The organism is Malikia granosa (genome assembly GCF_002980595.1).
Classification (GTDB): Bacteria; Pseudomonadota; Gammaproteobacteria; order Burkholderiales; family Burkholderiaceae_C; genus Malikia; species Malikia granosa.
In genome coordinates, this window is record NZ_PVLQ01000027.1 from 95466 (window position 1) to 114994 (window position 19529).

Here is a 19529-nt window from a genome sequence, read left to right on the forward strand (position 1 = left end):
GCAGATCTCTCGTTTCCTCGCCGCCTGCCGCTCCGGCACGCCGCTTTCGCACGCGAGGGCGGCATGAGCACGCCGTCCGCCGATTTCAGCTCCTGGAGCCAGGCGCGTCTGGCCGAGGTCGAGTCCCTGCTCGAGCAATGGGTGCCCGAGGCAGCACCGGCCGGCCTGGGAGCCGCGATGCGCTATGCGGTGCTCGATGGCGGCAAGCGCCTGCGTCCGCTGCTGGTGCTGGCCTCCGCCGAGGCGGTCGGCGGCCAGTTGCCGCCGCTGGGCAGCGCGGCCTGGCGCGCGGCCTGCGCGCTCGAGCTGATCCATGCCTATTCGCTGGTGCATGACGACCTGCCCTGCATGGACAACGATGTGCTGCGCCGCGGCAAGCCGACGCTGCATGTGCAGTTCGGCGAGGCACCGGCGCTGCTGGCGGGCGATGCGCTGCAGGCGCTGGCCTTCGAGGTCCTGTTGCCCGACGACCCGGCGCTCGAGCCGGCGCTGGCGGTGGCGCTCTGTCGCCAGCTGGCGCGCGCCTCGGGCTGGGACGGCATGGCCGGCGGCCAGGCGATCGATCTCGCCGGCGTCGGCCAGCAGCTCGACCAGGCCAGCCTGGAAGACATGCACCGTCGCAAGACCGGCGCCCTGCTGCTGGCCAGCGTCGAGATGGGGGCGCTCGCCGCGGGCGCCAGCGCGGCCCAGCTGGTCGCCCTGGGGCGCTACGGCCGTGCACTCGGCCTGGCCTTCCAGGTGGTCGACGACATCCTGGATGTCACGGCCGATTCGAGCACCCTGGGCAAGACCGCCGGCAAGGATGCCGCGGCCGACAAGCCCACCTTCGTTTCGCTGCTCGGGCTGACGGCGGCCCAGGCCTATGCCGACGACCTGCTGGCACAGGCCCATCAGGCGCTGGACCAGGCCGGCCTGGTCCAGGCGGCCCATCTGCATGCCATCGCCGACTGGGTCGTGCGCCGCAGCCACTGAATCCCGGCCGTCGCCTGCCGTCACTCGCTACACGAGAACCCCGAACAATGACCGGTTTGCTGTCCACCATCGATTCCCCGGCCGATCTGCGCCGACTGACGCGCGCCCAGCTGCCCGCGCTGGCGACCGAGCTGCGCGATTTCCTGCTGCACAGCGTGGCGCGCACCGGCGGCCACCTGAGCTCCAACCTCGGCACGGTCGAGCTGACCATCGCGCTGCACTATGTCTTCAACACGCCCGAGGACCGCATCGTCTGGGACGTCGGCCACCAGACCTATCCGCACAAGATCCTGACCGGCCGGCGCGAGCGCATGGGCAGCCTGCGCCAGCACGGCGGCATCAGCGGCTTTCCGCTGCGCAGCGAGAGCGGGTTCGATGCCTTCGGCACCGCGCATTCCTCGACCAGCATCTCGGCGGCGCTCGGCATGGCGATGGCGGCGCACCAGAAAGGCGAGAGCCGGCAGGCGATCGCCGTTATCGGCGACGGCGCGATGACCGCCGGCATGGCCTTCGAGGCACTCAACAACGCCGGCGTGCTCGACGGCCGGCTGCTGGTGATCCTGAACGACAACGACATGTCGATCAGCCCGCCGGTCGGCGCGCTGAACCGCTACCTGGCCCAGCTCATGAGCGGGCGCTTCTACTCGGCGGCCAAGCAGGTCGGCAAGCAGGTGCTGGCCAAGGCGCCGCACCTGTTCGAGCTGGCCAAGCGCCTGGAGGAACAGGCCAAGGGCCTGGTGGTGCCGGCCACGCTGTTCGAGAAGTTCGGCTTCAACTACATCGGCCCGATCGACGGCCATGACCTCGAGTCGCTGATTCCGACGCTGGAGAACATCAAGCAGCTCGAGGGCCCGCAGTTCCTGCATGTGGTGACCAAGAAGGGTCGCGGCTACGATCTGGCCGAGGCCGATCCGATCGCCTACCACGGCCCGGGCAAGTTCGACCCCAAGGTCGGCCTGCAGCAGCCAGCCCAGGCTCCGAAGCCGACCTTCAGCCAGGTGTTCGGCCGCTGGCTGTGCGACATGGCCGCGCATGACCAGCGCCTGGTCGGCATCACGCCGGCGATGCGCGAGGGCTCGGGCATGGTCGAGTTCCACCAGCGCTTCCCGGACCGCTACTACGATGTCGGCATCGCCGAGCAGCACGCGGTGACCTTTGGCTCCGGCCTGGCCTGCGAGGGCCTCAAGCCGGTGGTCGCGATCTATTCGACCTTCCTGCAGCGCGCCTACGACCAGCTGGTGCACGACGTCGCGCTGCAGAAGCTGCCGATGGTGCTGGCGCTGGACCGCGCCGGTCTGGTTGGCGCCGACGGCCCGACCCATGCCGGCGCCTACGACATCCCGTTCCTGCGCTGCATTCCGAACGTCAGCATCGCCTGTCCGGCCGACGAGGCCGAGTGCTACCGCCTGCTCTCGACCGCCTATGCCCAGGACCATGCGGTGGCGGTGCGCTATCCGCGCGGCGCTGGCGTCGGTGCCGCCTTGCCTGACGATCTCGAGGGCTTGCCGTTCGGCAAGGGCGAACTGCGGCGCCAGGGCCGGCGCGTCGCGATCCTGGCCTTCGGCACCCTGCTGCAGCCCGCGCTGGCTGCCGCCGAGGCGCTCGACGCGACGGTGGTCAACATGCGCTGGGCCAAGCCGCTCGACCTCGAGCTGCTGCTCGAGGTGGCGCGCAGCCACGAGGCGATCGTCACGCTTGAGGAGGGCGCGATTGCCGGCGGCGCCGGTTCTGCCGTGCTCGAGGCCCTGCAGGCCGCCCGCCTGCCGCTGCCGGTGCTGCAGCTCGGACTGCCGGACCGCTTCATCGAGCATGGCGACCATGCCGGCCTGCTGTCCCAGCTCGGCCTGGATGCCGCAGGCATCGAGCGCAGCGTCCGGGCCTGGCTGATGCCGATCGAGGTGGCGAAGGGCGAGGCATCTTGAGGCGCCGCGGCGTACTGGGTCAGGCCGGCCTGGCCGGCATCCTGGCCAGCTGCAGCGCGCCGGCGGTGCTGGCCCAGCCCGTGATTCGCTGGCGCCTGGCGTCTGCCTGCCATCCTTCGCTCGACGCCGTCTACGGCGGCACCGAGCAGTTTGCGCGCCAATTGGGTCTGCTCTCTGGCGGTCGGCTGCAGGTCACGCTGCTGCCGACCGAGGAGCCGGTCGCGTCACTGCCACTGCTCGAGGCGCTGCAGGCCGGCGAGATCGATGCGCTGCACGCGGTGCCGAGCCATTTCGTCGCCATCGACGAATGCTTTGCGCTCGACAGCGCCGTGCCGTTCGGGCTCAACAGCCGGCAGATGAGCACCTGGCAGCTCGAGGGCAACGGGCTCAAGCTGCTGCGCGACTTCTACGCCCAGCACCAGATCGTCAATTTTCCGATGGGCAATTCCGGTGCCCAGATGGGGGGCTGGTTCCGGCGCGAACTCGATTCGCCCGCCGACCTGGCCGACCTGCGCATGCAGATGGGCGGGCTGGGCGCGCGCGTGCTGCAGTCGCTCGGCGCCGTGCCGCAGCAGCTGCCGATGGGCGAGCTGGTCGGCGCGCTCGAGCGCGGCCAGCTCGATGCGGTCGAGTGGGTCGGTCCGCATGATGACCGCAAGCTTGGCCTGGGCCGGGTCGCGCGCTACTACTATTACCCGGGCTGGTGGGAGGGCAGTGCCCAGCTCAGCCTGTACTGCAATGCCAAGGCCTGGCGCGCCCTGCCACCCGATCTGAAGGCCATGGTCGAGATGGCCGCCCAGTCGGTCCATGCCGCGATACAGGCGCGCTACGACGTGCTCAACCCGGTCGCGCTCAAGCAGCTGGTCGCCTCCGGCGTGCGGGTCAAGACCTTTTCCAAGCCGGTGCTCGATGCCGCCTTCAAGGCCTCGAATGCCCTGTGCGCCGATCTGTCGCGCCGCAATCCGGCCTGGCGCCGCATCTATGCCGACTATTCGGCCTTCCGGCGCGAGCAGAACCTCTGGCACCGGCTCGCCGAGGCCAGCTTCGACCGCTACCTGCAGTCGGCCCGGCTCTGACGCTGAGTCAGCTCATTTCACGCTATCTCCATGCAAATCGACGTCAAGATCCTCGACCCGCGGCTCGCGCAGCAGCCGCCCGCCTATGCCACGCCGGGCAGCGCCGGCCTCGACCTGAGGGCCTGCCTCGAGCAGCCGCTGCGGCTCGAGCCCAATGCCTGGCAGCTGGTGCCGACCGGCCTGGCGATCCACCTGGCCGATCCCGGCTATGCCGCGCTGATCCTGCCGCGCTCGGGCCTGGGCCACAAGCATGGCATCGTGCTCGGCAACCTGGTCGGGCTGATCGACAGCGACTACCAGGGCCAGCTGATGGTCAGCGCCTGGAACCGCAGCGCGGTGCCGTTCACGATCGAGCCGATGGAGCGCATCGCCCAGCTGGTGATCGTGCCGGTGCTGCAGGCCAAGTTCAACATCGTCGATGAATTTGCCGCCGCCACCGAGCGCGGCATCGGCGGCTACGGCTCGACCGGCCGCAGCTGAGCGCAGGCGGCTCGTTCAAGCGAGGTCGTCAATTCCGGTGGCCGGCCATGGCTGGCCGCCAGGCCGGCTTCAGTGCAGGGTGTGGCCGTCGTTGTTGGCCGGAGGCTGCTCGCCGCCGCCGAGGCGGAAGAAGCCCGTGCCCAGCGTGCCCTGGCCGATCTCCTCGACATAGGCCTCGCGCACCGCATGCACCTTGAGCTGCAGCCGCAGCGCGATGCCGGCCAGCGGGTGGTTGGCATCGAGCACGACATGCTCGGGATAGATCTCGCTGACGAAGTAGACCTGATCGCGCGGCGCGTCCGGATTGCAGCCTTCCGGCAGCCCTTCGAAGGCCATGCCTTCCTCGAGCTCGGCCGGGAAGGCCGCGCGCGGCTCCAGGAACAGCTTGTGGTCGTCGAAATCACCGAAGGCCTCTTCGGGCTCGAGCTGCAGTTCGAGCTCGTCGCCCGCCTCCAGGCCTTGCAGCTGGGCCTCGATCTTGGCCAGCAGATCCTGGCCGCCGAGCAGGAACTCGACCGGCTCGTCGAGCTCGTCGAGGACTTCGCCGAGGGTATCTTTGAGCGTCCAGGTCAGCGACACGACGCATTGTGGAGTGATTTTCATCGCACAATTGTCCCATGACCGATGTCCAATTTCCCCTGCCTCCCGCCCCGGACCAGCCGCTTGCCTTGCTCGGCGGCCTGACTCCGGCCCAGTTCATGCGCCGTCACTGGCAAAAGAAGCCCCTGCTGGTCAAGGGCGCCTTGCCCGGCTTCCAGCCCCTGCTGTCGCGCCCCGAACTGTTCGCGCTGTCCGGCCAGGAGCAGGTCGAGTCGCGCCTGGTGGTGCAAAAGCCTGGCGTGGACTGGGCGCTCAAGCATGGGCCGTTCACCAAGTCGGCGTTTCCGCCCTTCAAGCAGCCGCACTGGAGCCTGCTGGTGCAGGGCGTCGACCTGCACCATGACGGGGCGCACGCGCTGATGCAGCAGTTCCGCTTCCTGCCCGATGCGCGGCTGGACGACCTGATGATCTCCTGGGCCAGCGAGGGCGGCGGCGTCGGCCCGCATTACGACAGCTACGACGTGTTCCTGATCCAGGCCCAGGGCAAGCGCCGCTGGCGCATTGGTCGCCAGAAGGACCTGAGCCTCGAGCCCGACCTGCCGCTCAAGATCCTGCGCCATTTCGAGGCCGAGGAGGAATATGTCTGCGAGCCCGGCGACATGCTCTACCTGCCGCCCAAATGGGCCCATGACGGCGTCGCGGTCGAGGGCGAATGCATGACCTACTCGGTGGGTTTCCGCGTGCCGCAGCGTGGCGGACTGGCGGGCGAGATCGCCCAGCGCCTGGCCGACGACCACGAGGACGAGACCCTCTACCGCGACCCGGACCAGGCAGCGACCCAGCAGCCGGGTCGCATCCCGGCTGGCCTGCAGGCGTTCACGGCCGATGCGCTCAAGCGCCTGCTCGAGCAGCCCGAGGACATGGCGCGTGCGCTCGGCGAGGTCATGACCGAGCCCAAGCCCAAGGTCTGGTTCGACGAGCCCGAGGCCGACTGGACGCCCGGCGCGATCGTCCTCGATCGGCGCAGCCGCATGATGTATGACGAGCATCACATCTTCATCAACGGCGAGGCCTACCGTGCCGGCGGCAAGGATGCCGAGCTGATGCGCCGGCTGGCCGACGAGCGGCGTCTGGATGGTCGCGCGGTGCGCGGCGCGAGCAAGGGCGCCAAGGCCTTGCTGGGCGAATGGTACGAAGCCGGCTGGCTGCACGCGCAGCCGAACTGAGGCCGATCACGCGCTGATCCGGGCGGCGTTCCGAGACGTTGTTGACATTTCGCTACAAAAAAAAGCCTATCAGGGTTATCCCTTCTCTGTTTTGGCTTTATCATTGTGATTGAACTGGCGCGCTGGAGGGAATTTGTCAGCGTCGCGAAAGTTACACTGGCCGTCATTTCAGGATGGTGACGCCGGATGCTTCCAATGATCGTCCTGACAAAATTTTTTGGACCGAAAGATGAACAAGACTCTCGTTATCGCTGCTCTGATGGCTGCTGCTGCTCTGTCCGCTTGCGGCAAGAAGGAAGAAGCTGCTGCTCCGGCACCGGCACCGGCACCCGCTGCTGAAGCTCCGGCCGCTGCCCCGGCTGCTGCTCCCGCTGAAGCTGCTGCCCCGGCCGCTCCGGCTGCTGACGCCGCTGCTGCTGCCCCGGCCGCTGAAGAGAAGAAGTAATTTCTTCTGCCTCAGGCAAGAAACCGCCGCCAGGCGGTTTTTTTACGTCTGTTGCATGCCGTTGCCGCCACATCGGCACTGCCGGCTGCTAGCAACCCCGGCGGCTTTCCGCCATGAAAAACGGCCCCATGCAGGGGCCGTTCTGGTTCTGGCGATCTGGCCTTACTTGAGGTCGTTGGTCAGCAGTTGCAGGATCTTGCCGGCCGTGGCCGATGTCTCGGGCTGGCCCTGGGCATCGAGCACCGAGACCTGGCTCTGGCTGGCGTCGCTGCCGACCTTGATGCGGTAGCGCTGCGGCGTGATTTCCTTGGCCTTGGCGCCGAACAGGCTGGAGAGGAAGCCCGGCTTGCCGTCCTGCGTCCCGTTGTCGCTGGGCAGGTAGCGCACGAAGTAGATGCCCTGGCTGCGGTCGCGGTCCTCGACCGTGAAGCCGGTGCGGTCCAGCGCCAGGCCGATGCGGCGCCAGGCGCGGTCGAAGCCTTCGGCCAGCTGCAAGGTCGGCACGCCGTTGAGCGTGGTGGTCTTGGCGGCCTGCGGTTGGGTGCCGGCCGCCAGCACGGCCTTGGCCTGCTCGGGCGCGGTGCCGAGCTTGATCATCAGGCGGCGCAGGAATTCGGCCTCGAGCTCGACATCCGAGGGGCGCGGCTGCCAGACGGTCTGCTCCTTCTTGTCGCTGGTGTAGACCTCGATCATGCCGCGGTGGCTGATGTAGATCTCGCTGCCGCCCTGGGCGTTGCGCTCGATGCGGGTGCGGAACTTGTCGCGCTCGCCGGTCGAGTACAGGCTGTCGAACACCCGACCGATGGTCGAGCGGATGATGTCCTGCGGCAGCTTGGCGCGGTTCTCTGCCCACTCGGTTTCCATGATGCCGAGCTTTTCCTGCTCGAGCGCCAGGTTGAAACCGCTTTCCTGCCAGAACTCGCGCAGCGGTTCCCAGAGCTTTTCCGGCGCGCGGTCGATCACCAGCCAGCGCTGGCTGCCGGCGCGCTCGATGCGCAGCTTGGCGTCGGTCGGGACGACGGCAACTGAAGCGGCCGGCTGGACTTGCGCCTGCTGCTGCAGGCTCGAAGCCGTCACCGAGGCACCTGGCACCAGGTAGCGCGAGTCGCGGCTGAGCTGGGTCAGGTCGGGCGGTACTTCGAGGTTGCTGACCTTCTTGGCGCTGCGGTAGTCGACCTTGCCTTCTTCGAGCACCGAGCAGCCGACGGCGGCGACGGCGCTCAGGCCGATCAGGGTCCAGCGTGCGCAGGCGAGGGCGGTGCGGGGGGCTGCGTTGAGCGTTGACGGCTTCTTGATCATGGTGCGGAGGCGTTGGGCGCGGTGGGAGCCGGGCCTGGAATTCAGAGCAGGCCCGAGGCGCGCAGCGCGGCCTCGACCACGGGTTCGTTGCCGCGCGTCAGGCGGGTCATCGGCAGGCGCATCGCGTCGTTGCACAGGCCCAGGCGCTTCATGGCCCACTTGACCGGGATCGGGTTGGCCTCGACGAACAGTTGCTTGTGGATCGGCAGCAGCTGCAGCTGGATGGCCATTGCGCGCTTGACGTCGCCGGCAATCGCCGCCATGCACAGCTCGTGCATCTGGCGCGGCGCGATGTTGGCGCTGACGCTGACGTTGCCCTGGCCGCCCATCAGCATCAGGCCGACGGCGGTCGGGTCATCGCCCGAGTAGACCGAGAACTCGGCCGGGGTTTCCTTGATCAGCCACTGCGCGCGCTCGAGGTTGCCGGTGGCTTCCTTGATGCCGAAGATGCCGGGTACCTGGGCCAGGCGCAGCACGGTGTCGTGCAGCATGTCGGCGCCCGAGCGGCCCGGCACGTTGTAGAGCATGATCGGCAGGTCGCCGCCGGTGGCCTCGGCGATGGCCTTGAAGTGCAGGTACTGGCCTTCCTGGGTCGGCTTGTTGTAGTAGGGCACGACCTGGAGCTGGCAGTCGGCGCCGACTTTCTGTGCGAACTTGGCGAGCTCGATCGCCTCGGCGGTCGAATTGGCACCGCAGCCGGCCAGGATCGGCACCCGCTTGGCGGCCTGCTCGACCGCGACGCGGATGATCTCGCAATGCTCCTCGACATTGACGGTGGGCGATTCGCCGGTGGTGCCGACCACACCGATGCAGTCCGTGCCTTCGGCGACATGCCAGTCGATCAGCTTGCGCAGCGCGGCGTAATCGACGCTGCCGTCTTCGTGCATGGGAGTGACCAGGGCGACGATGCTGCCGGTGATGGGTTTCATGGCGGAGTCTCTAGAGGAATTTAATGTCGATCCACATTCTACCCAGCGCCGTGCAGGGGATAGCGCGCGGGGGGCGCAGCTTTGTCACCAGCCGTGACAGCTGGCCCGGCGTTGACGGCCGCGATGCGCTGGACAAAGCGTTCGGGATGGTTCAGGAAACCGTCCTCGTAGGCCACGATGCGCAGTCCGGCGCAGACGCGCAGCAGCTCGCCGGGCTGCAGCAGGAACTCGGGCCGGGCTGGCCGGCCGACGCTGGCGTTGCCGTCGGCAAAGGTCTCGTAGAGCAGCAGGCCGCCTGGGGCCAGGCTGACCAGGATCCGCGGCCAGAGCGGGCGCCAGAGGTAGTTGGTCACGACCACGGCCTCAAACTCTCGGCCTTCCAGCGGCCAGGGCCCGTTCTCGAGGTCGGCTTGCAGGGGCCGCACCCAGGGCCCGAGCTCGGCCAGTCCGGCCAGCGCCTGCGCATCGCGGTCGACCGCGGTCACCTGGTGGCCCTGGCGCATCAGCCAGCGGCTGTGCCGGCCCTGTCCGCAGGCCAGGTCGAGCACGCGCGCACCGCCCGGCCGGTCCGGGATCAGGTGGCCCCAGCGCCGCACCCATTCCGACGGCGGGAGTGTATCGGTCGTCATCTTGCCTTCATCTTTCAGAAACAGGACCAGAGCAGATCGGCCAGGTCCTGCATGAAGCCGGGCCGGAAGTAGAGCGAGAACACCGCCAGCAGAACCAGCAGGCTGGCCAAGCGCAGCAGCCAGGCGCTCATGGCGTGCTGGCGGCGGCGCGCTGCGGCGCGCGCGCGATCGCGGTCTCGCGCACCGGCAGGCTGACGGCGGTGGCGAGCAGGCCCAGGCCGATCGAGATCAGCCAGACCAGGTCGTAGTTGCCGTTGCGGTCGTACAGCAGTCCGCCGAGCCAGACGCCGCAGAAGCTGCCGACCTGATGGCTGCAGAAGACGAAGCCGCTGAGCATCGAGAAATGGCGCACGCCGAAGATCTGCGCCACGATGGCATTGGTCGGCGGCACGGTCGAGAGCCAGAGCAGGCCCATCGCAGAGGCGAAGACATAGACGCTCCAGGGGGTGAGCGGCGCGAGCAGGAACAGCGTGATCGCGACCGAGCGCGTGCCGTAGATGGCTGCGAGCAGGTAGCGCTTGGGCCAGCGCTGGCCCAGCATGCCGACCCCGTAGCTGCCGAAGACGTTGAACAGGCCGATCAGCGCCAGCGCGGTGCTGGCGACCTGGGGTGCCAGGCCCTGGTCCTTCAGGTAGCTCGGCAGGTGCACGCCGATGAAGACGACCTGGAAGCCGCAGACGAAGTAGCCCGCCATCAGCAGGCGAAAGCTCGGGTAGCTGGCCGCCTCGCGCAGGGCCTGCCACAGGCTCTGGTCGGCAGCGGGTGGCGCGCTCGACGGCGTGCTTGGCTTGAAGTCGGGCTCGCGCAGCAGCAGCGCCAGCGGCGCGATCAGCAGCGTTGCGGCAGCCAGGACCAGCAGCGCCTGCTGCCAGCCAAAGCTGCTGATCAGCCAGCCCTCGGTCGGCACCATCAGGAACTGGCCGAAGCTGCCCGCCGCGGCCGTCAGCCCCATGGCCCAGGAGCGCCGCTCGGGCGCGATCTGCCGGCCCAGGATGCCGTAGATCACGGTGTAGGTGCTGGCGGCCTGGGCTGCGCCGATCAGCAGGCCGGCGCTCAGCGCAAAGCCCAGCTCGGACTGCGCCAGCGCCATGCCGCACAGGCCCAGCGCCCACAGCAGGGCGCCGCCGAGCAGCACCCGCAAGCCGCCCCAGCGGTCGGCCAGCATGCCGGCCACGATGCCGAGCAGACCCCAGGACAGGTTCTGCAGCGCGATCGCGAAGGCGAACGATTCGCGCGTCCAGCCCTGGTCCTGCGTGACCGGCTGCAGCCAGAGGCCGAAGCCATGCCGCACCCCCATCGAGAGGGTCAGGATCAGGCTGCTGCAGATCAGCAGTTGCAACAGGGGCAGGCGGTGGGCGGCTGGCTTCATGGGTTGGGTGACACTGTTTTAGTTAGTGGAAATACTAATTGCTATTTTTGTTATGTAAGTTAACTTGGTTTGAGTTATGTTTTTTAACAGATTTATGCTCAAATTAGCAAATTTTAAGGTGGCTACCCGTCTTGGAGTGGGTTTTGCGTTGGTTCTTGCGCTCTTGCTGGCAATGGCATTGTCGGCTAGTTTCCTGATCAAGCATGTGCATGAAAATGGGCGTTACTATTTTGATAACGTCGTGCCTTCGCTCGACAATGTGGCGCAGGTGCGTGGCGACATGGAAAACATCCGCCGGGCCGAGGCCAACCATATCCTGAGCAGTTCCGAGCAGGACATGGCTGCCCTTGAGCAACGCATTGCCCGCGATCGCGAGCACCTCCGCAGTACCCTGGCAGCCTATGAGAAGCTGGTCTCGGACGACGAGGACAAGCGACGCTGGCTCAAGGTCCAGGCCGACGTGGCGACGTATCTGGCGCTCTGGGAGCAGATCCTCGTGCTGTCGCACCAGACCGCCACCGATTCGAGCGCGCTCGAAAAGGCTCGCAGTCTGTTTGCGAACGATGGCAGCAAGGCCTTTGATGCCGCCTTGCTCAGTCTGGAAGCGATGTGGACCTACAACGAGACCCTAGGCCAGAAAAAGGTCCAGGAAGCTGATGGCACCTACGATACCGCCAAGATCGCCTTGAGCGGCTTGGCGATCGTGGCGGTGGCGCTGGGCGGTGCGGCGGCGCTGCTGATCGCCCGTTCGGTGACGCGACCGCTGGCCCAGGCGCAGAGCGCCGTGAGCCGTCTGGCCGAGGGTGATCTGACCGTCACGTTGCACGCCGATGGCAAGGACGAGATCGTGCAACTGGTCCAGGCGCTGTCGCAGATGAAGGAGAGTCTGGCTCGCACCGTCGCCAATGTGCGCCAGAATGCCGAAAGCGTCGCCAGCGTCAGCGAGCAGATCGCGCATGGCAATGCCGACATGAGCCAGCGCACCGAGGAACAGGCCAGTGCGCTGGAGCAGACCTCGGCCTCGATGGAGGAGCTTGGCAGCACCGCGAGCCAGAATGCCGACAATGTCCAGCAGGCCAATCAGCTTGCGCTCGGAGCATCGAACGTGGCGGCCCAGGGGGGCTCGGTGGTCAATCAAGTGGTTGAAACCATGAAGGGCATCAACGAGGCGTCAACCAGGATCGCCAACATCATCAACGTGATCGACGGCATCGCATTCCAGACCAACATCCTGGCGCTCAACGCGGCGGTCGAGGCCGCCCGCGCGGGTGAGCAGGGCCGTGGCTTTGCCGTGGTGGCGACCGAGGTGCGCAGTCTCGCGCAGCGCAGCGCCGAGGCGGCCAAGGAAATCAAGGGCCTGATCACGACCAGCGTCGAGCGCGTCGAGCGCGGCACGGTGCTGGTCGATCAGGCCGGCAACACGATGAGCGAGGTCGTCACAGCGATCAAGCGCGTGACCGATCTGATGAAGGAGATCAATGTCTCAAGCAATGAGCAGAGCGCCAATGTGGCGCAGGTCAGCGGCGCGGTGATCCAGATGGACCACATGACCCAGCAAAATGCCGCGCTGGTCGAGGAAAGCGCGGCGGCGGCCGAGAGTCTCAAGCAGCAGGCGCACGAACTGGTGCAAGCCGTCGCGGTGTTCAAGCTGGCGCATCGCGGCTAGGCTGCAGGCGCACCGGTCGTGCGTGCGCCGGTCCAGTCGGCCGCTCCAGCCCCTGCGCTGGCATCGGTGTCCGATGACGACCGAGCCTCGTGCTGATTCGGGCCTCGGGGGGCTGGCCTGGAGATCGGGCGCGGGGGCGACTGGCGCCGAGGCGCGCTGCCCGGGGTCGGCAGCCGCCGGACGCGAGGGCAATCCGCTCCATTCGGATCAAGCGTGATGTTCGCTCTCTACAATCGCGCCTCATCATGGCAGACAAACCGAACTCGACCAATTCCGCTGGTACCGCCTATGCCGAGGGCTCGATCCGCGTGCTCAAGGGCCTGGAGCCGGTCAAGCAGCGCCCCGGCATGTATACCCGCACCGACAACCCGCTGCATATCGTGCAGGAGGTGCTCGACAACGCGGCCGACGAGGCGCTGGCCGGCTACGGCAAGAAGATCAAGGTGACCTTGCACGACGACGGTTCGGTCGCGATCGAGGACGACGGGCGCGGCATCCCGCATGGCATCCACCCCGAGGAGGGTGCCCCGGTGCTCGAGCTGGTCTTCACGCGGCTGCACGCGGGTGGCAAGTTCGACAAGGGCAAGGGCGGCGCCTACAGCTTCTCGGGCGGCCTGCACGGCGTGGGGGTCAGCGTGACCAATGCGCTGTCGACCCGGCTCGAGGTCAGCAGCCACCGCGACGGCCAGCTGGCGCGGCTGGTGTTTGCCGGCGGCGACGTGGTCGAGTCCTTGAGCCGGCGCCCGCTCGAGCCTGGCGAGCGCAAGCAGGGCACGACGGTGCGGGCCTGGCCCGATCCGAAGTACTTCGAGTCTGCCGCCCTTCCCATGGGCGAGCTGGTGCAGCTGCTGCGCTCGAAGGCGGTGCTGATGCCGGGGGTCTCGGTCACACTGGTCAACGAGAAGACGAAGGAAAGCCAGACCTGGCAGTACAAGGGCGGCCTGCGCGACTATCTGCTGCAGACCCTGGTCGGCGAGCCGGTGATCCCGCTGTTCGAGGGCGAGGGTCATGCCGATGCCGGCCACGAGAGCTTCGCCGAGGGCGAGGGCGCGGCCTGGGCGGTGGCCTTCACCGAGGAAGGCGCGCCGGTGCGCGAGAGCTATGTCAACCTGATCCCGACCCCGTCGGGCGGCACCCATGACAGCGGCCTCAGAGATGGCCTGTTCCAGGCGGTGAAAGGCTTCATCGAGCTGCATGCGCTGCTCCCGAAGGGCGTCAAGCTGATGCCCGAGGACGTGTTCGCGCGCGCCAGCTATGTGCTGAGCGCCAAGGTGCTCGATCCGCAGTTCCAGGGCCAGATCAAGGAGAAGCTCAACTCGCGCGACGCGCTGCGCCTGGTCTCGGGCTATGTGCGCCCGGCGCTCGAGCTGTGGCTGAACCAGCATGTCGACTATGGCAAGAAGCTGGCCGAGCTCGCGATCAAGGCCGCGCAGAGCCGCCAGCGCGCCGGCCAGAAGGTCGAGAAGAAGAAGGGCAGCGGCGTGGCCGTGCTGCCGGGCAAGCTGACCGACTGCGAGAGCCGGGATCTGGCGCACAACGAGCTGTTCCTGGTCGAGGGCGATTCGGCCGGCGGCAGCGCCAAGATGGGCCGCGACAAAGAGACCCAGGCCGTGCTGCCGCTGCGCGGCAAGGTGCTCAATACCTGGGAGGTCGAGCGCGACCGGCTGTTCGCCAATACCGAGATCCACGACATCGCGGTCGCGATCGGCGTCGATCCGCACGGCCCGCTCGACGCGCCCGACCTGAGCGGACTGCGCTATGGCAAGGTCTGCATCCTGTCGGATGCGGACGTCGACGGCTCGCATATCCAGGTGCTGCTGCTGACGCTGTTCTTCCGCCATTTCCCCAAGCTGATCGAGGCCGGCAATGTCTATGTCGCGCGGCCGCCGCTGTTCCGGGTCGATGTGCCGGCGCGCGGCAAGAAGCCGGCCACCAAGGCCTACGCGCTCGACGAGGGTGAGCTGAGCGCCATCCTGGACAAGGCAGCCAAGGAGGGCGTGGCGCGCGACAAATGCCAGATCAGCCGCTTCAAGGGCCTGGGCGAGATGAATGCCGAGCAGCTCTGGGACACCACGCTGAACCCCGACACGCGCCGCCTGCTGCCGGTGCAGCTCGGCGGCCTGAGCTTTGCCGACACCGAGGACGTCATCACCCAGCTGATGGGCAAGGGCGAGGCCGCGGCGCGGCGCGAGCTGATGGAGCTGCACGGCGACGAGGTCGAGATCGACGTCTGACCTGGGCCTTATGGCTTCGGCTTTCAGCTTTTAGGTAGGCATCGGTGGCCAGGCAGGTGGCTACCTCATGCTGGAGTAGTAGAAATCGGTGGCCGCCTGCCCGGCCTGTCAGAGCTCGAGTTGCGCCCGCAGCTGCTCGAGCCGTTTCATGCCTATGCCCTTGACCCGCAGCAGGTCGTTGATCGAGCGGTAAGGCCGCTGGGCGATGATCGACTCAGCCATCTTGTGGCCTATGCCCTGGAGCGAACGGATCTGGCTGGCGCTGGCGCGGTTGATCGAGACCCGCTGGGCGCTGGTCCTGGCTTTGGCTGATGGCAGTTGCCTGGCCTGTGCCGGTTCGCTGTCGATCGCGGCGGGGACGCCTGCCTGGGCCGGCGTTGCTGTGGCCGCTGGCGCCGATTCTGCTTCCGGCGCTGCTGCCGGTACTGGCTCGGGCGCTGGCGCTACTGGCGCAGCCTGGGCCGGCTGCTCCAGCAGGCGGTAGTCGCGCGTGACATAGCCGGCAGCGGTCCATTCGCGCAGCATCAGCGTGAGCTCGCTGTTCGCGGGCCAGGGGGCTGCGTGCACGAGGAAACGGTTGTGCTCCAGGCTGGCCTGGCCGTCGAGGCAGCCGATCACCAGGCTGGCCACCGGGGTGCCGGACCAGCTGCCGCCGGCGTAGGGGGCGTCGAGCGCCCAGAGTTCGAGTGCCAGCGTGCCGCTGAGGTTGCCAGGCGCACGCGGATTCCTGATCGACTCGACTTCGATCGTCAGGCCCTCGTCGTTCGATTGACAGTCCACCGCCCCGAGCAGGCGTGGCTGGGCGAAGCCTTGCAGCAAGCCGAAGGCCTGTTGGTCGTACAGTTCGGCGTAGTCGCCCGGCTGGCCGGAGACCAGCTTGAGGCTCATGCGGTGGAAGTTGTCGCCCGCCGGCGGCTGTGCGGTCGCCAGGCCGCTGACCCTGAGCAGGCCCTGCTCATCGGCCTCGAACAGACCGAGCGGCAATTCGGCGACCTTGACGGTATCGTCGGCCCAGAGCTGCAGCGCCCATTGACTCTGTCCCGACCAGCCCGGCGGGCCGGCAATATCGGCCTGCAACTCGACCTGGTCGGCATCGAATCGATAGCTCAGATTGCCGCAGAAAGTCGTGCGGGGCATGGATGTGAGGTCTGACATATCGGGAATTTGGCGGCTGGGGATGATCGATGGCGCAGCAATATCTGCGCCAGACCGCTATTGTTTCAGGTCACGATGAATGGATCATGTCAAAGCCTGGCCAGCAATTCGGCTTTCTTGCTGCCGTATTCCAGATCGCTCAGCAGGCCGCGCTGGTGCAATTCGGCCAGTCGCTCGATCAGCGTGAAGATATCGCTCGCGGTCGCGATCGGCTGCGCAGGCGTGGGCAGCAGGGCCCCCCAGTTGCTGGCACTTTGCGGTGCTGGTGCCGGTCCCGGTGCTGCCTGGCCATTGATGCTGAGCACTGGCAGGCGCTTGATGTCGATCTGGCCGTGCTGGCTGCTGAAGCTCAGCGAGCCATCCTGGCCCTGCTGCTGCGAGACGCCGCCGATCTGGTGGTCCTGCGTGTCGTAGATCGTGACCTGGCCGTTGCACTCGATCGCGAGCCGGTGTGCCTGCGAGAAATAGGCGTAGCGCACGCCGTTTTGCGCGCCACTGCTGTCGGGCCAGCGCAGATCCGGCCCCCACCAGTCCGGTCCGGCCGGCATGAACAGGCTGGCGTCGTTCGGGCCCAGCGGCGGCGCGCTGGTGCGCTGGAGCAGGTCGGGCTGGTTCGCGACCAGCGCGGCCAGTTCGGCGCACAGGCTGTCGACCCGGCCCTTGAGGTAGTTGTTGAACATGTCGGACAGCATGGTCATGCCGCCCGACATCCACTGGCCCGAGCCGCCGAATTCGGGGTGGCTGAATTGCGCCATGCTGCCGTTGCCGTTGATGACGGCGTCGAGCATGGTTGTCACGGCCTCGACGCTGAAGCCATGGCGCTGTGCGATCTGGCTGATGGCCTGCTGGCCGGAGGGGGTGAGGGGTCGCATGGTATGAATCCTGTTGGCCTGGAAAGGAGCGAATCTTCGATTGTGTTTGGCAGCGGAGAATTTCGCTGGCTGGATTGGATAAATGTAATCCAGTCGCGTGACCCGGAATTTTTTCGGATTTTCGTGCTGGAATTCTCGAGGTCTATTTCAATTGCGCACAATAGCGGTGCATCAATGCACGAAAACGGGCGCTGATGGGCCGATGTTGGGCATTCCGATTCGGCTTGATCCCCTGTGGCGGCCGCCTGACCGCCGCCGTGGTGCGCGGCCCGGGTCCGAGACGCTACGATAGCGACCCCATGACCGAAGAAATCCTCGACCTCAAGCCCGCCACGGGCGACCCCGACAGCCTGGCCGCCTACGCCCAGCGCGCCTATCTCGAGTACGCGCTCAGCGTGGTCAAGGGCCGCGCGCTGCCCGATGTCTGCGACGGCCAGAAACCGGTCCAGCGCCGCATCCTGTACGCGATGCAGCGCATGGGCCTGGGCTACGGTGGCGCCAACCACAACACCCCGGCCAAGCCGGTCAAGAGCGCCCGCGTGGTCGGCGACGTGCTGGGCCGCTACCACCCGCATGGCGACACCGCCGCCTACGACGCGCTGGTGCGCATGGCGCAGGACTTCGCGCTGCGCTATCCGCTGATCGACGGCCAGGGCAACTTCGGCTCCCGCGACGGCGACGGCGCCGCCGCGATGCGCTACACCGAGGCCCGCCTGTCGCGCATCACCAGCCTGCTGCTCGACGAGATCGACCTCGGCACGGTCGACTTCATTCCCAACTACGACGGCAGCACCCAGGAGCCGAAACAGCTGCCGGCGCGACTGCCGTTCTCGCTGCTCAACGGCGCCAGCGGCATCGCAGTCGGCATGGCGACCGAGATCCCGAGCCACAACCTGCGCGAGATCGCGAACGCCTGCGTCGCGCTGGTGAAGAATCCGCAGCTGACTGAGGCCGAGCTGTTCGAGCTGATCCCGGGCCCCGACTACCCCGGCGGCGGCCAGATCATCAGCAGCGCTGCCGACATCGCCGACGCCTACCGCGGCGGGCGCGGCAGCTTGAAGGTGCGCGCGCGCTGGAAGATCGAGGACCTGGCGCGCGGCCAGTGGCAGCTGGTCGTGACCGAGCTGCCGCCCGGCGTGAGCAGCCAGAAAGTGCTCGAGGAGATCGAGGAGCTCACCAACCCCAAGGTCAAGGCCGGCAAGAAGGCGCTGAGCCAGGAGCAGAGCCAGCTCAAGGCCTCGCTGCTGGCAGTGCTCGACGGCGTGCGCGACGAGTCGAGCAAGGACGCGCCGGTGCGGCTGGTGTTCGAGCCCAAGAGCCGCACGGTCGAGCAGCAGGAGCTGATCACCGCGTTGCTGGCGCACACCAGCCTCGAGACCTCGGCGCCGATCAACCTGACCCTGGTCGGGCTCGACGGCAAGCCGGTGCAGAAATCGCTGCGCCAGATGCTGGCCGAATGGGTCGAGTTCCGCCAGGCCACCATCACCCGGCGCAGCCAGCACAAGCTGCACAAGGTGCTCGAGCGCATCCACATCCTCGAAGGGCGGCAGCTGGTGCTGCTCAACATCGACGAGGTGATCGCGATCATCCGCCACAGCGACGAGCCGAAAGCCGCGCTGATCGAGCGCTTCCGCCTGTCCGAGCGCCAGGCCGAGGACATCCTCGAGATCCGCCTGCGCCAGCTCGCGCGGCTCGAGGCGATCAAGATCGAGCAGGAACTGGCCGAGCTGCGCGCCGAGCAGGGCAAGCTGGAAGACATCCTGGCCAACCCGAACAGCCTCAAGCGCCTGATGATCAAGGAGATCGAGGCCGATGCCAAGACCTTCGGCGACGAGCGCCGCACGCTGATCCAGGCCGAGAAGCGGGCCGTGGCCGAGATCAAGGTGGTCGACGAGCCGGTGACGGTGGTGGTCTCGAGCAAGGGCTGGGTGCGCGCGCGCACCGGCCATGGCCATGAGGCTGGCGGCTTCGCCTTCAAGGCTGGCGACGGCCTGCACGGCACCTTCGAGTGCCGCACGGTCGACCAGCTGATCGTGTTCGGCAGCAACGGGCGCGTCTATTCGGTGCCGGTGGCCGCGCTGCCGGGGGCGCGCGGCGATGGCCAGCCGATCACGACCCTGATCGAGCTCGAGGCCGGCACCCAGCCGGTGCATTATTTCGCCGGTCCGGCCAGCACGACCCTGCTGCTGAGCGGCTCGGGCGGCTATGGCCTGCTGGCCCGGGTCGAGGATCTGGTCGCGCGCCACAAGGGCGGCAAGGCCTTCGTCACGCTGGCCGAGGGCGAGAGCCTGTGCGCGCCCTCGCTGGTGCAGGGCGGCGGCGCGCTGCGGCTGGCGGGCCAGGATGGCAGCGTGCTGGCGCTCCTGCCGGGCGAGGGCGCTCCAGCGGCGGCTGGCGGCGCGCCGGCGGCCAGCCGTGTCTGCTGCGTCTCGCAGGCCGGCCGCATCCTGACCTTCGAGCTGACCGAGCTCAAGCACCAGCCCAAGGGCGGACGCGGCCTGCAGCTGCTGGCGCTGGAGGACAGCGACAGCCTGGCGGGCGCGGCCGCCTATGTCCGCAGCGTGCGCATCGAGGGCGTGGGCCGCGGCGGCAAGCTGCGCGACGAGACGCTCGAGATCCGCAGCCTGAACAATGCGCTGGGCGCCCGCGGTCGCAAGGGCAAGGACGCGACTTTCGGCTTCAAGCCGAACCGGGTGCTGCGCTGGGTCTGATGGC

16 protein-coding genes are annotated in these 19529 nt (G+C 67.7%); 9 read left to right on the plus strand and 7 right to left on the minus strand.

The annotated features are described in order from the left end of the window. Positions 1-63 precede the first annotated feature (63 nt). From C6P64_RS08210 to dut, 4 genes are read left to right on the plus strand one after another with little or no spacing between them, the layout of a single operon-like run. Positions 64-972, plus strand: a complete 909-nt coding sequence (locus tag C6P64_RS08210; RefSeq protein WP_105748074.1) for a polyprenyl synthetase family protein — start codon at positions 64-66, stop codon at positions 970-972. Positions 973-1019: 47 nt separating this feature from the next. After that, positions 1020-2894: a 1-deoxy-D-xylulose-5-phosphate synthase gene (dxs, locus tag C6P64_RS08215; protein WP_105748075.1), complete on the plus strand. Its 1875-nt coding sequence runs from the start codon at positions 1020-1022 to the stop codon at positions 2892-2894. Further along, positions 2891-3970, plus strand: coding sequence for a TRAP transporter substrate-binding protein (locus C6P64_RS08220; RefSeq protein WP_105748076.1), 1080 nt, complete (start codon positions 2891-2893; stop codon positions 3968-3970). Before dxs ends, C6P64_RS08220 begins: the two co-directional genes overlap by 4 nt. Positions 3971-4000: 30 nt before the next feature. Beyond that, entirely contained in the window at positions 4001-4450 is a 450-nt protein-coding gene (gene dut / locus C6P64_RS08225) for a dUTP diphosphatase (RefSeq protein ID WP_105748077.1), read from the plus strand. Positions 4451-4519: 69 nt separating this feature from the next. Here the strand turns inward: dut and C6P64_RS08230 are convergent, their stop codons facing one another. Beyond that, positions 4520-5053 (minus strand): FKBP-type peptidyl-prolyl cis-trans isomerase, encoded by a 534-nt coding sequence (locus C6P64_RS08230; RefSeq protein WP_105748078.1) that lies wholly within the window; start codon positions 5051-5053, stop codon positions 4520-4522. 14 nt (positions 5054-5067) lie between these two features. Here C6P64_RS08230 and C6P64_RS08235 point away from each other — a divergent pair, with 14 nt between their 5' ends. Together C6P64_RS08235 and C6P64_RS08240 are read left to right on the plus strand one after the other, a co-directional pair. Beyond that, a complete protein-coding gene (locus C6P64_RS08235; RefSeq protein WP_105748079.1) occupies positions 5068-6216 on the plus strand; it encodes a JmjC domain-containing protein in 1149 nt (382 codons plus the stop codon). Positions 6217-6475: 259 nt separating this feature from the next. Continuing rightward, complete coding sequence (locus C6P64_RS08240) at positions 6476-6661, plus strand: hypothetical protein (protein WP_211296814.1); 186 nt, start codon at positions 6476-6478, stop codon at positions 6659-6661. Between the two features lie 162 nt (positions 6662-6823). Here the strand turns inward: C6P64_RS08240 and bamC are convergent, their stop codons facing one another. From bamC to C6P64_RS08260, 4 genes are all read right to left on the minus strand, one after another. Further along, positions 6824-7960, minus strand: coding sequence for an outer membrane protein assembly factor BamC (gene bamC, locus C6P64_RS08245; protein ID WP_105748081.1), 1137 nt, complete (start codon positions 7958-7960; stop codon positions 6824-6826). A gap of 41 nt (positions 7961-8001) precedes the next feature. Then, a complete protein-coding gene (gene dapA, locus C6P64_RS08250; protein ID WP_105748082.1) occupies positions 8002-8889 on the minus strand; it encodes a 4-hydroxy-tetrahydrodipicolinate synthase in 888 nt (295 codons plus the stop codon). Positions 8890-8927: 38 nt separating this feature from the next. After that, positions 8928-9518: a class I SAM-dependent methyltransferase gene (locus C6P64_RS08255; RefSeq protein ID WP_105748083.1), complete on the minus strand. Its 591-nt coding sequence runs from the start codon at positions 9516-9518 to the stop codon at positions 8928-8930. Between the two features lie 127 nt (positions 9519-9645). Beyond that, positions 9646-10887 (minus strand): MFS transporter, encoded by a 1242-nt coding sequence (locus C6P64_RS08260; protein ID WP_105748084.1) that lies wholly within the window; start codon positions 10885-10887, stop codon positions 9646-9648. 94 nt (positions 10888-10981) lie between these two features. On the opposite strand from C6P64_RS08260, the gene C6P64_RS18710 reads away from it, so the two are divergent. After that, complete coding sequence (locus C6P64_RS18710; protein ID WP_105748085.1) at positions 10982-12553, plus strand: methyl-accepting chemotaxis protein; 1572 nt, start codon at positions 10982-10984, stop codon at positions 12551-12553. Between the two features lie 245 nt (positions 12554-12798). Then, complete coding sequence (locus C6P64_RS08270) at positions 12799-14787, plus strand: DNA topoisomerase IV subunit B (protein ID WP_105748086.1); 1989 nt, start codon at positions 12799-12801, stop codon at positions 14785-14787. Positions 14788-14895: 108 nt separating this feature from the next. Here the strand turns inward: C6P64_RS08270 and C6P64_RS08275 are convergent, their stop codons facing one another. Together C6P64_RS08275 and C6P64_RS08280 are read right to left on the minus strand one after the other, a co-directional pair. Then, positions 14896-15924, minus strand: a complete 1029-nt coding sequence (locus C6P64_RS08275; protein ID WP_105748087.1) for a ComEA family DNA-binding protein — start codon at positions 15922-15924, stop codon at positions 14896-14898. A 107-nt stretch (positions 15925-16031) separates the two neighbouring features. Next, entirely contained in the window at positions 16032-16814 is a 783-nt protein-coding gene (locus tag C6P64_RS08280) for an SHOCT domain-containing protein (protein ID WP_105748088.1), read from the minus strand. A 299-nt stretch (positions 16815-17113) separates the two neighbouring features. Here C6P64_RS08280 and parC point away from each other — a divergent pair, with 299 nt between their 5' ends. Further along, positions 17114-19525, plus strand: a complete 2412-nt coding sequence (gene parC / locus C6P64_RS08285; RefSeq protein WP_105748247.1) for a DNA topoisomerase IV subunit A — start codon at positions 17114-17116, stop codon at positions 19523-19525. The last annotated feature ends 4 nt before the right edge of the window (positions 19526-19529 follow it).

What these genes read in the sequence shown, in the direction of transcription:
- dapA (WP_105748082.1), bottom strand. Translation starts at nt 8,889, where the DNA reads ATGAAACCCATCACCGGCAGCATCGTCGCCCTGGTCACTCCCATGCAC.
- C6P64_RS18710 (WP_105748085.1), top strand. Translation starts at nt 10,982, where the DNA reads ATGCTCAAATTAGCAAATTTTAAGGTGGCTACCCGTCTTGGAGTGGGT.
- C6P64_RS08240 (WP_211296814.1), top strand. Translation starts at nt 6,476, where the DNA reads ATGGCTGCTGCTGCTCTGTCCGCTTGCGGCAAGAAGGAAGAAGCTGCT.
- dxs (WP_105748075.1), top strand. Translation starts at nt 1,020, where the DNA reads ATGACCGGTTTGCTGTCCACCATCGATTCCCCGGCCGATCTGCGCCGA.
- C6P64_RS08260 (WP_105748084.1), bottom strand. Translation starts at nt 10,887, where the DNA reads ATGAAGCCAGCCGCCCACCGCCTGCCCCTGTTGCAACTGCTGATCTGC.
- C6P64_RS08210 (WP_105748074.1), top strand. Translation starts at nt 64, where the DNA reads ATGAGCACGCCGTCCGCCGATTTCAGCTCCTGGAGCCAGGCGCGTCTG.
- C6P64_RS08275 (WP_105748087.1), bottom strand. Translation starts at nt 15,924, where the DNA reads ATGCCCCGCACGACTTTCTGCGGCAATCTGAGCTATCGATTCGATGCC.
- C6P64_RS08230 (WP_105748078.1), bottom strand. Translation starts at nt 5,053, where the DNA reads ATGAAAATCACTCCACAATGCGTCGTGTCGCTGACCTGGACGCTCAAA.
- C6P64_RS08280 (WP_105748088.1), bottom strand. Translation starts at nt 16,814, where the DNA reads ATGCGACCCCTCACCCCCTCCGGCCAGCAGGCCATCAGCCAGATCGCA.
- C6P64_RS08235 (WP_105748079.1), top strand. Translation starts at nt 5,068, where the DNA reads ATGACCGATGTCCAATTTCCCCTGCCTCCCGCCCCGGACCAGCCGCTT.
- C6P64_RS08270 (WP_105748086.1), top strand. Translation starts at nt 12,799, where the DNA reads ATGGCAGACAAACCGAACTCGACCAATTCCGCTGGTACCGCCTATGCC.
- bamC (WP_105748081.1), bottom strand. Translation starts at nt 7,960, where the DNA reads ATGATCAAGAAGCCGTCAACGCTCAACGCAGCCCCCCGCACCGCCCTC.
- C6P64_RS08255 (WP_105748083.1), bottom strand. Translation starts at nt 9,518, where the DNA reads ATGACGACCGATACACTCCCGCCGTCGGAATGGGTGCGGCGCTGGGGC.
- parC (WP_105748247.1), top strand. Translation starts at nt 17,114, where the DNA reads ATGACCGAAGAAATCCTCGACCTCAAGCCCGCCACGGGCGACCCCGAC.
- dut (WP_105748077.1), top strand. Translation starts at nt 4,001, where the DNA reads ATGCAAATCGACGTCAAGATCCTCGACCCGCGGCTCGCGCAGCAGCCG.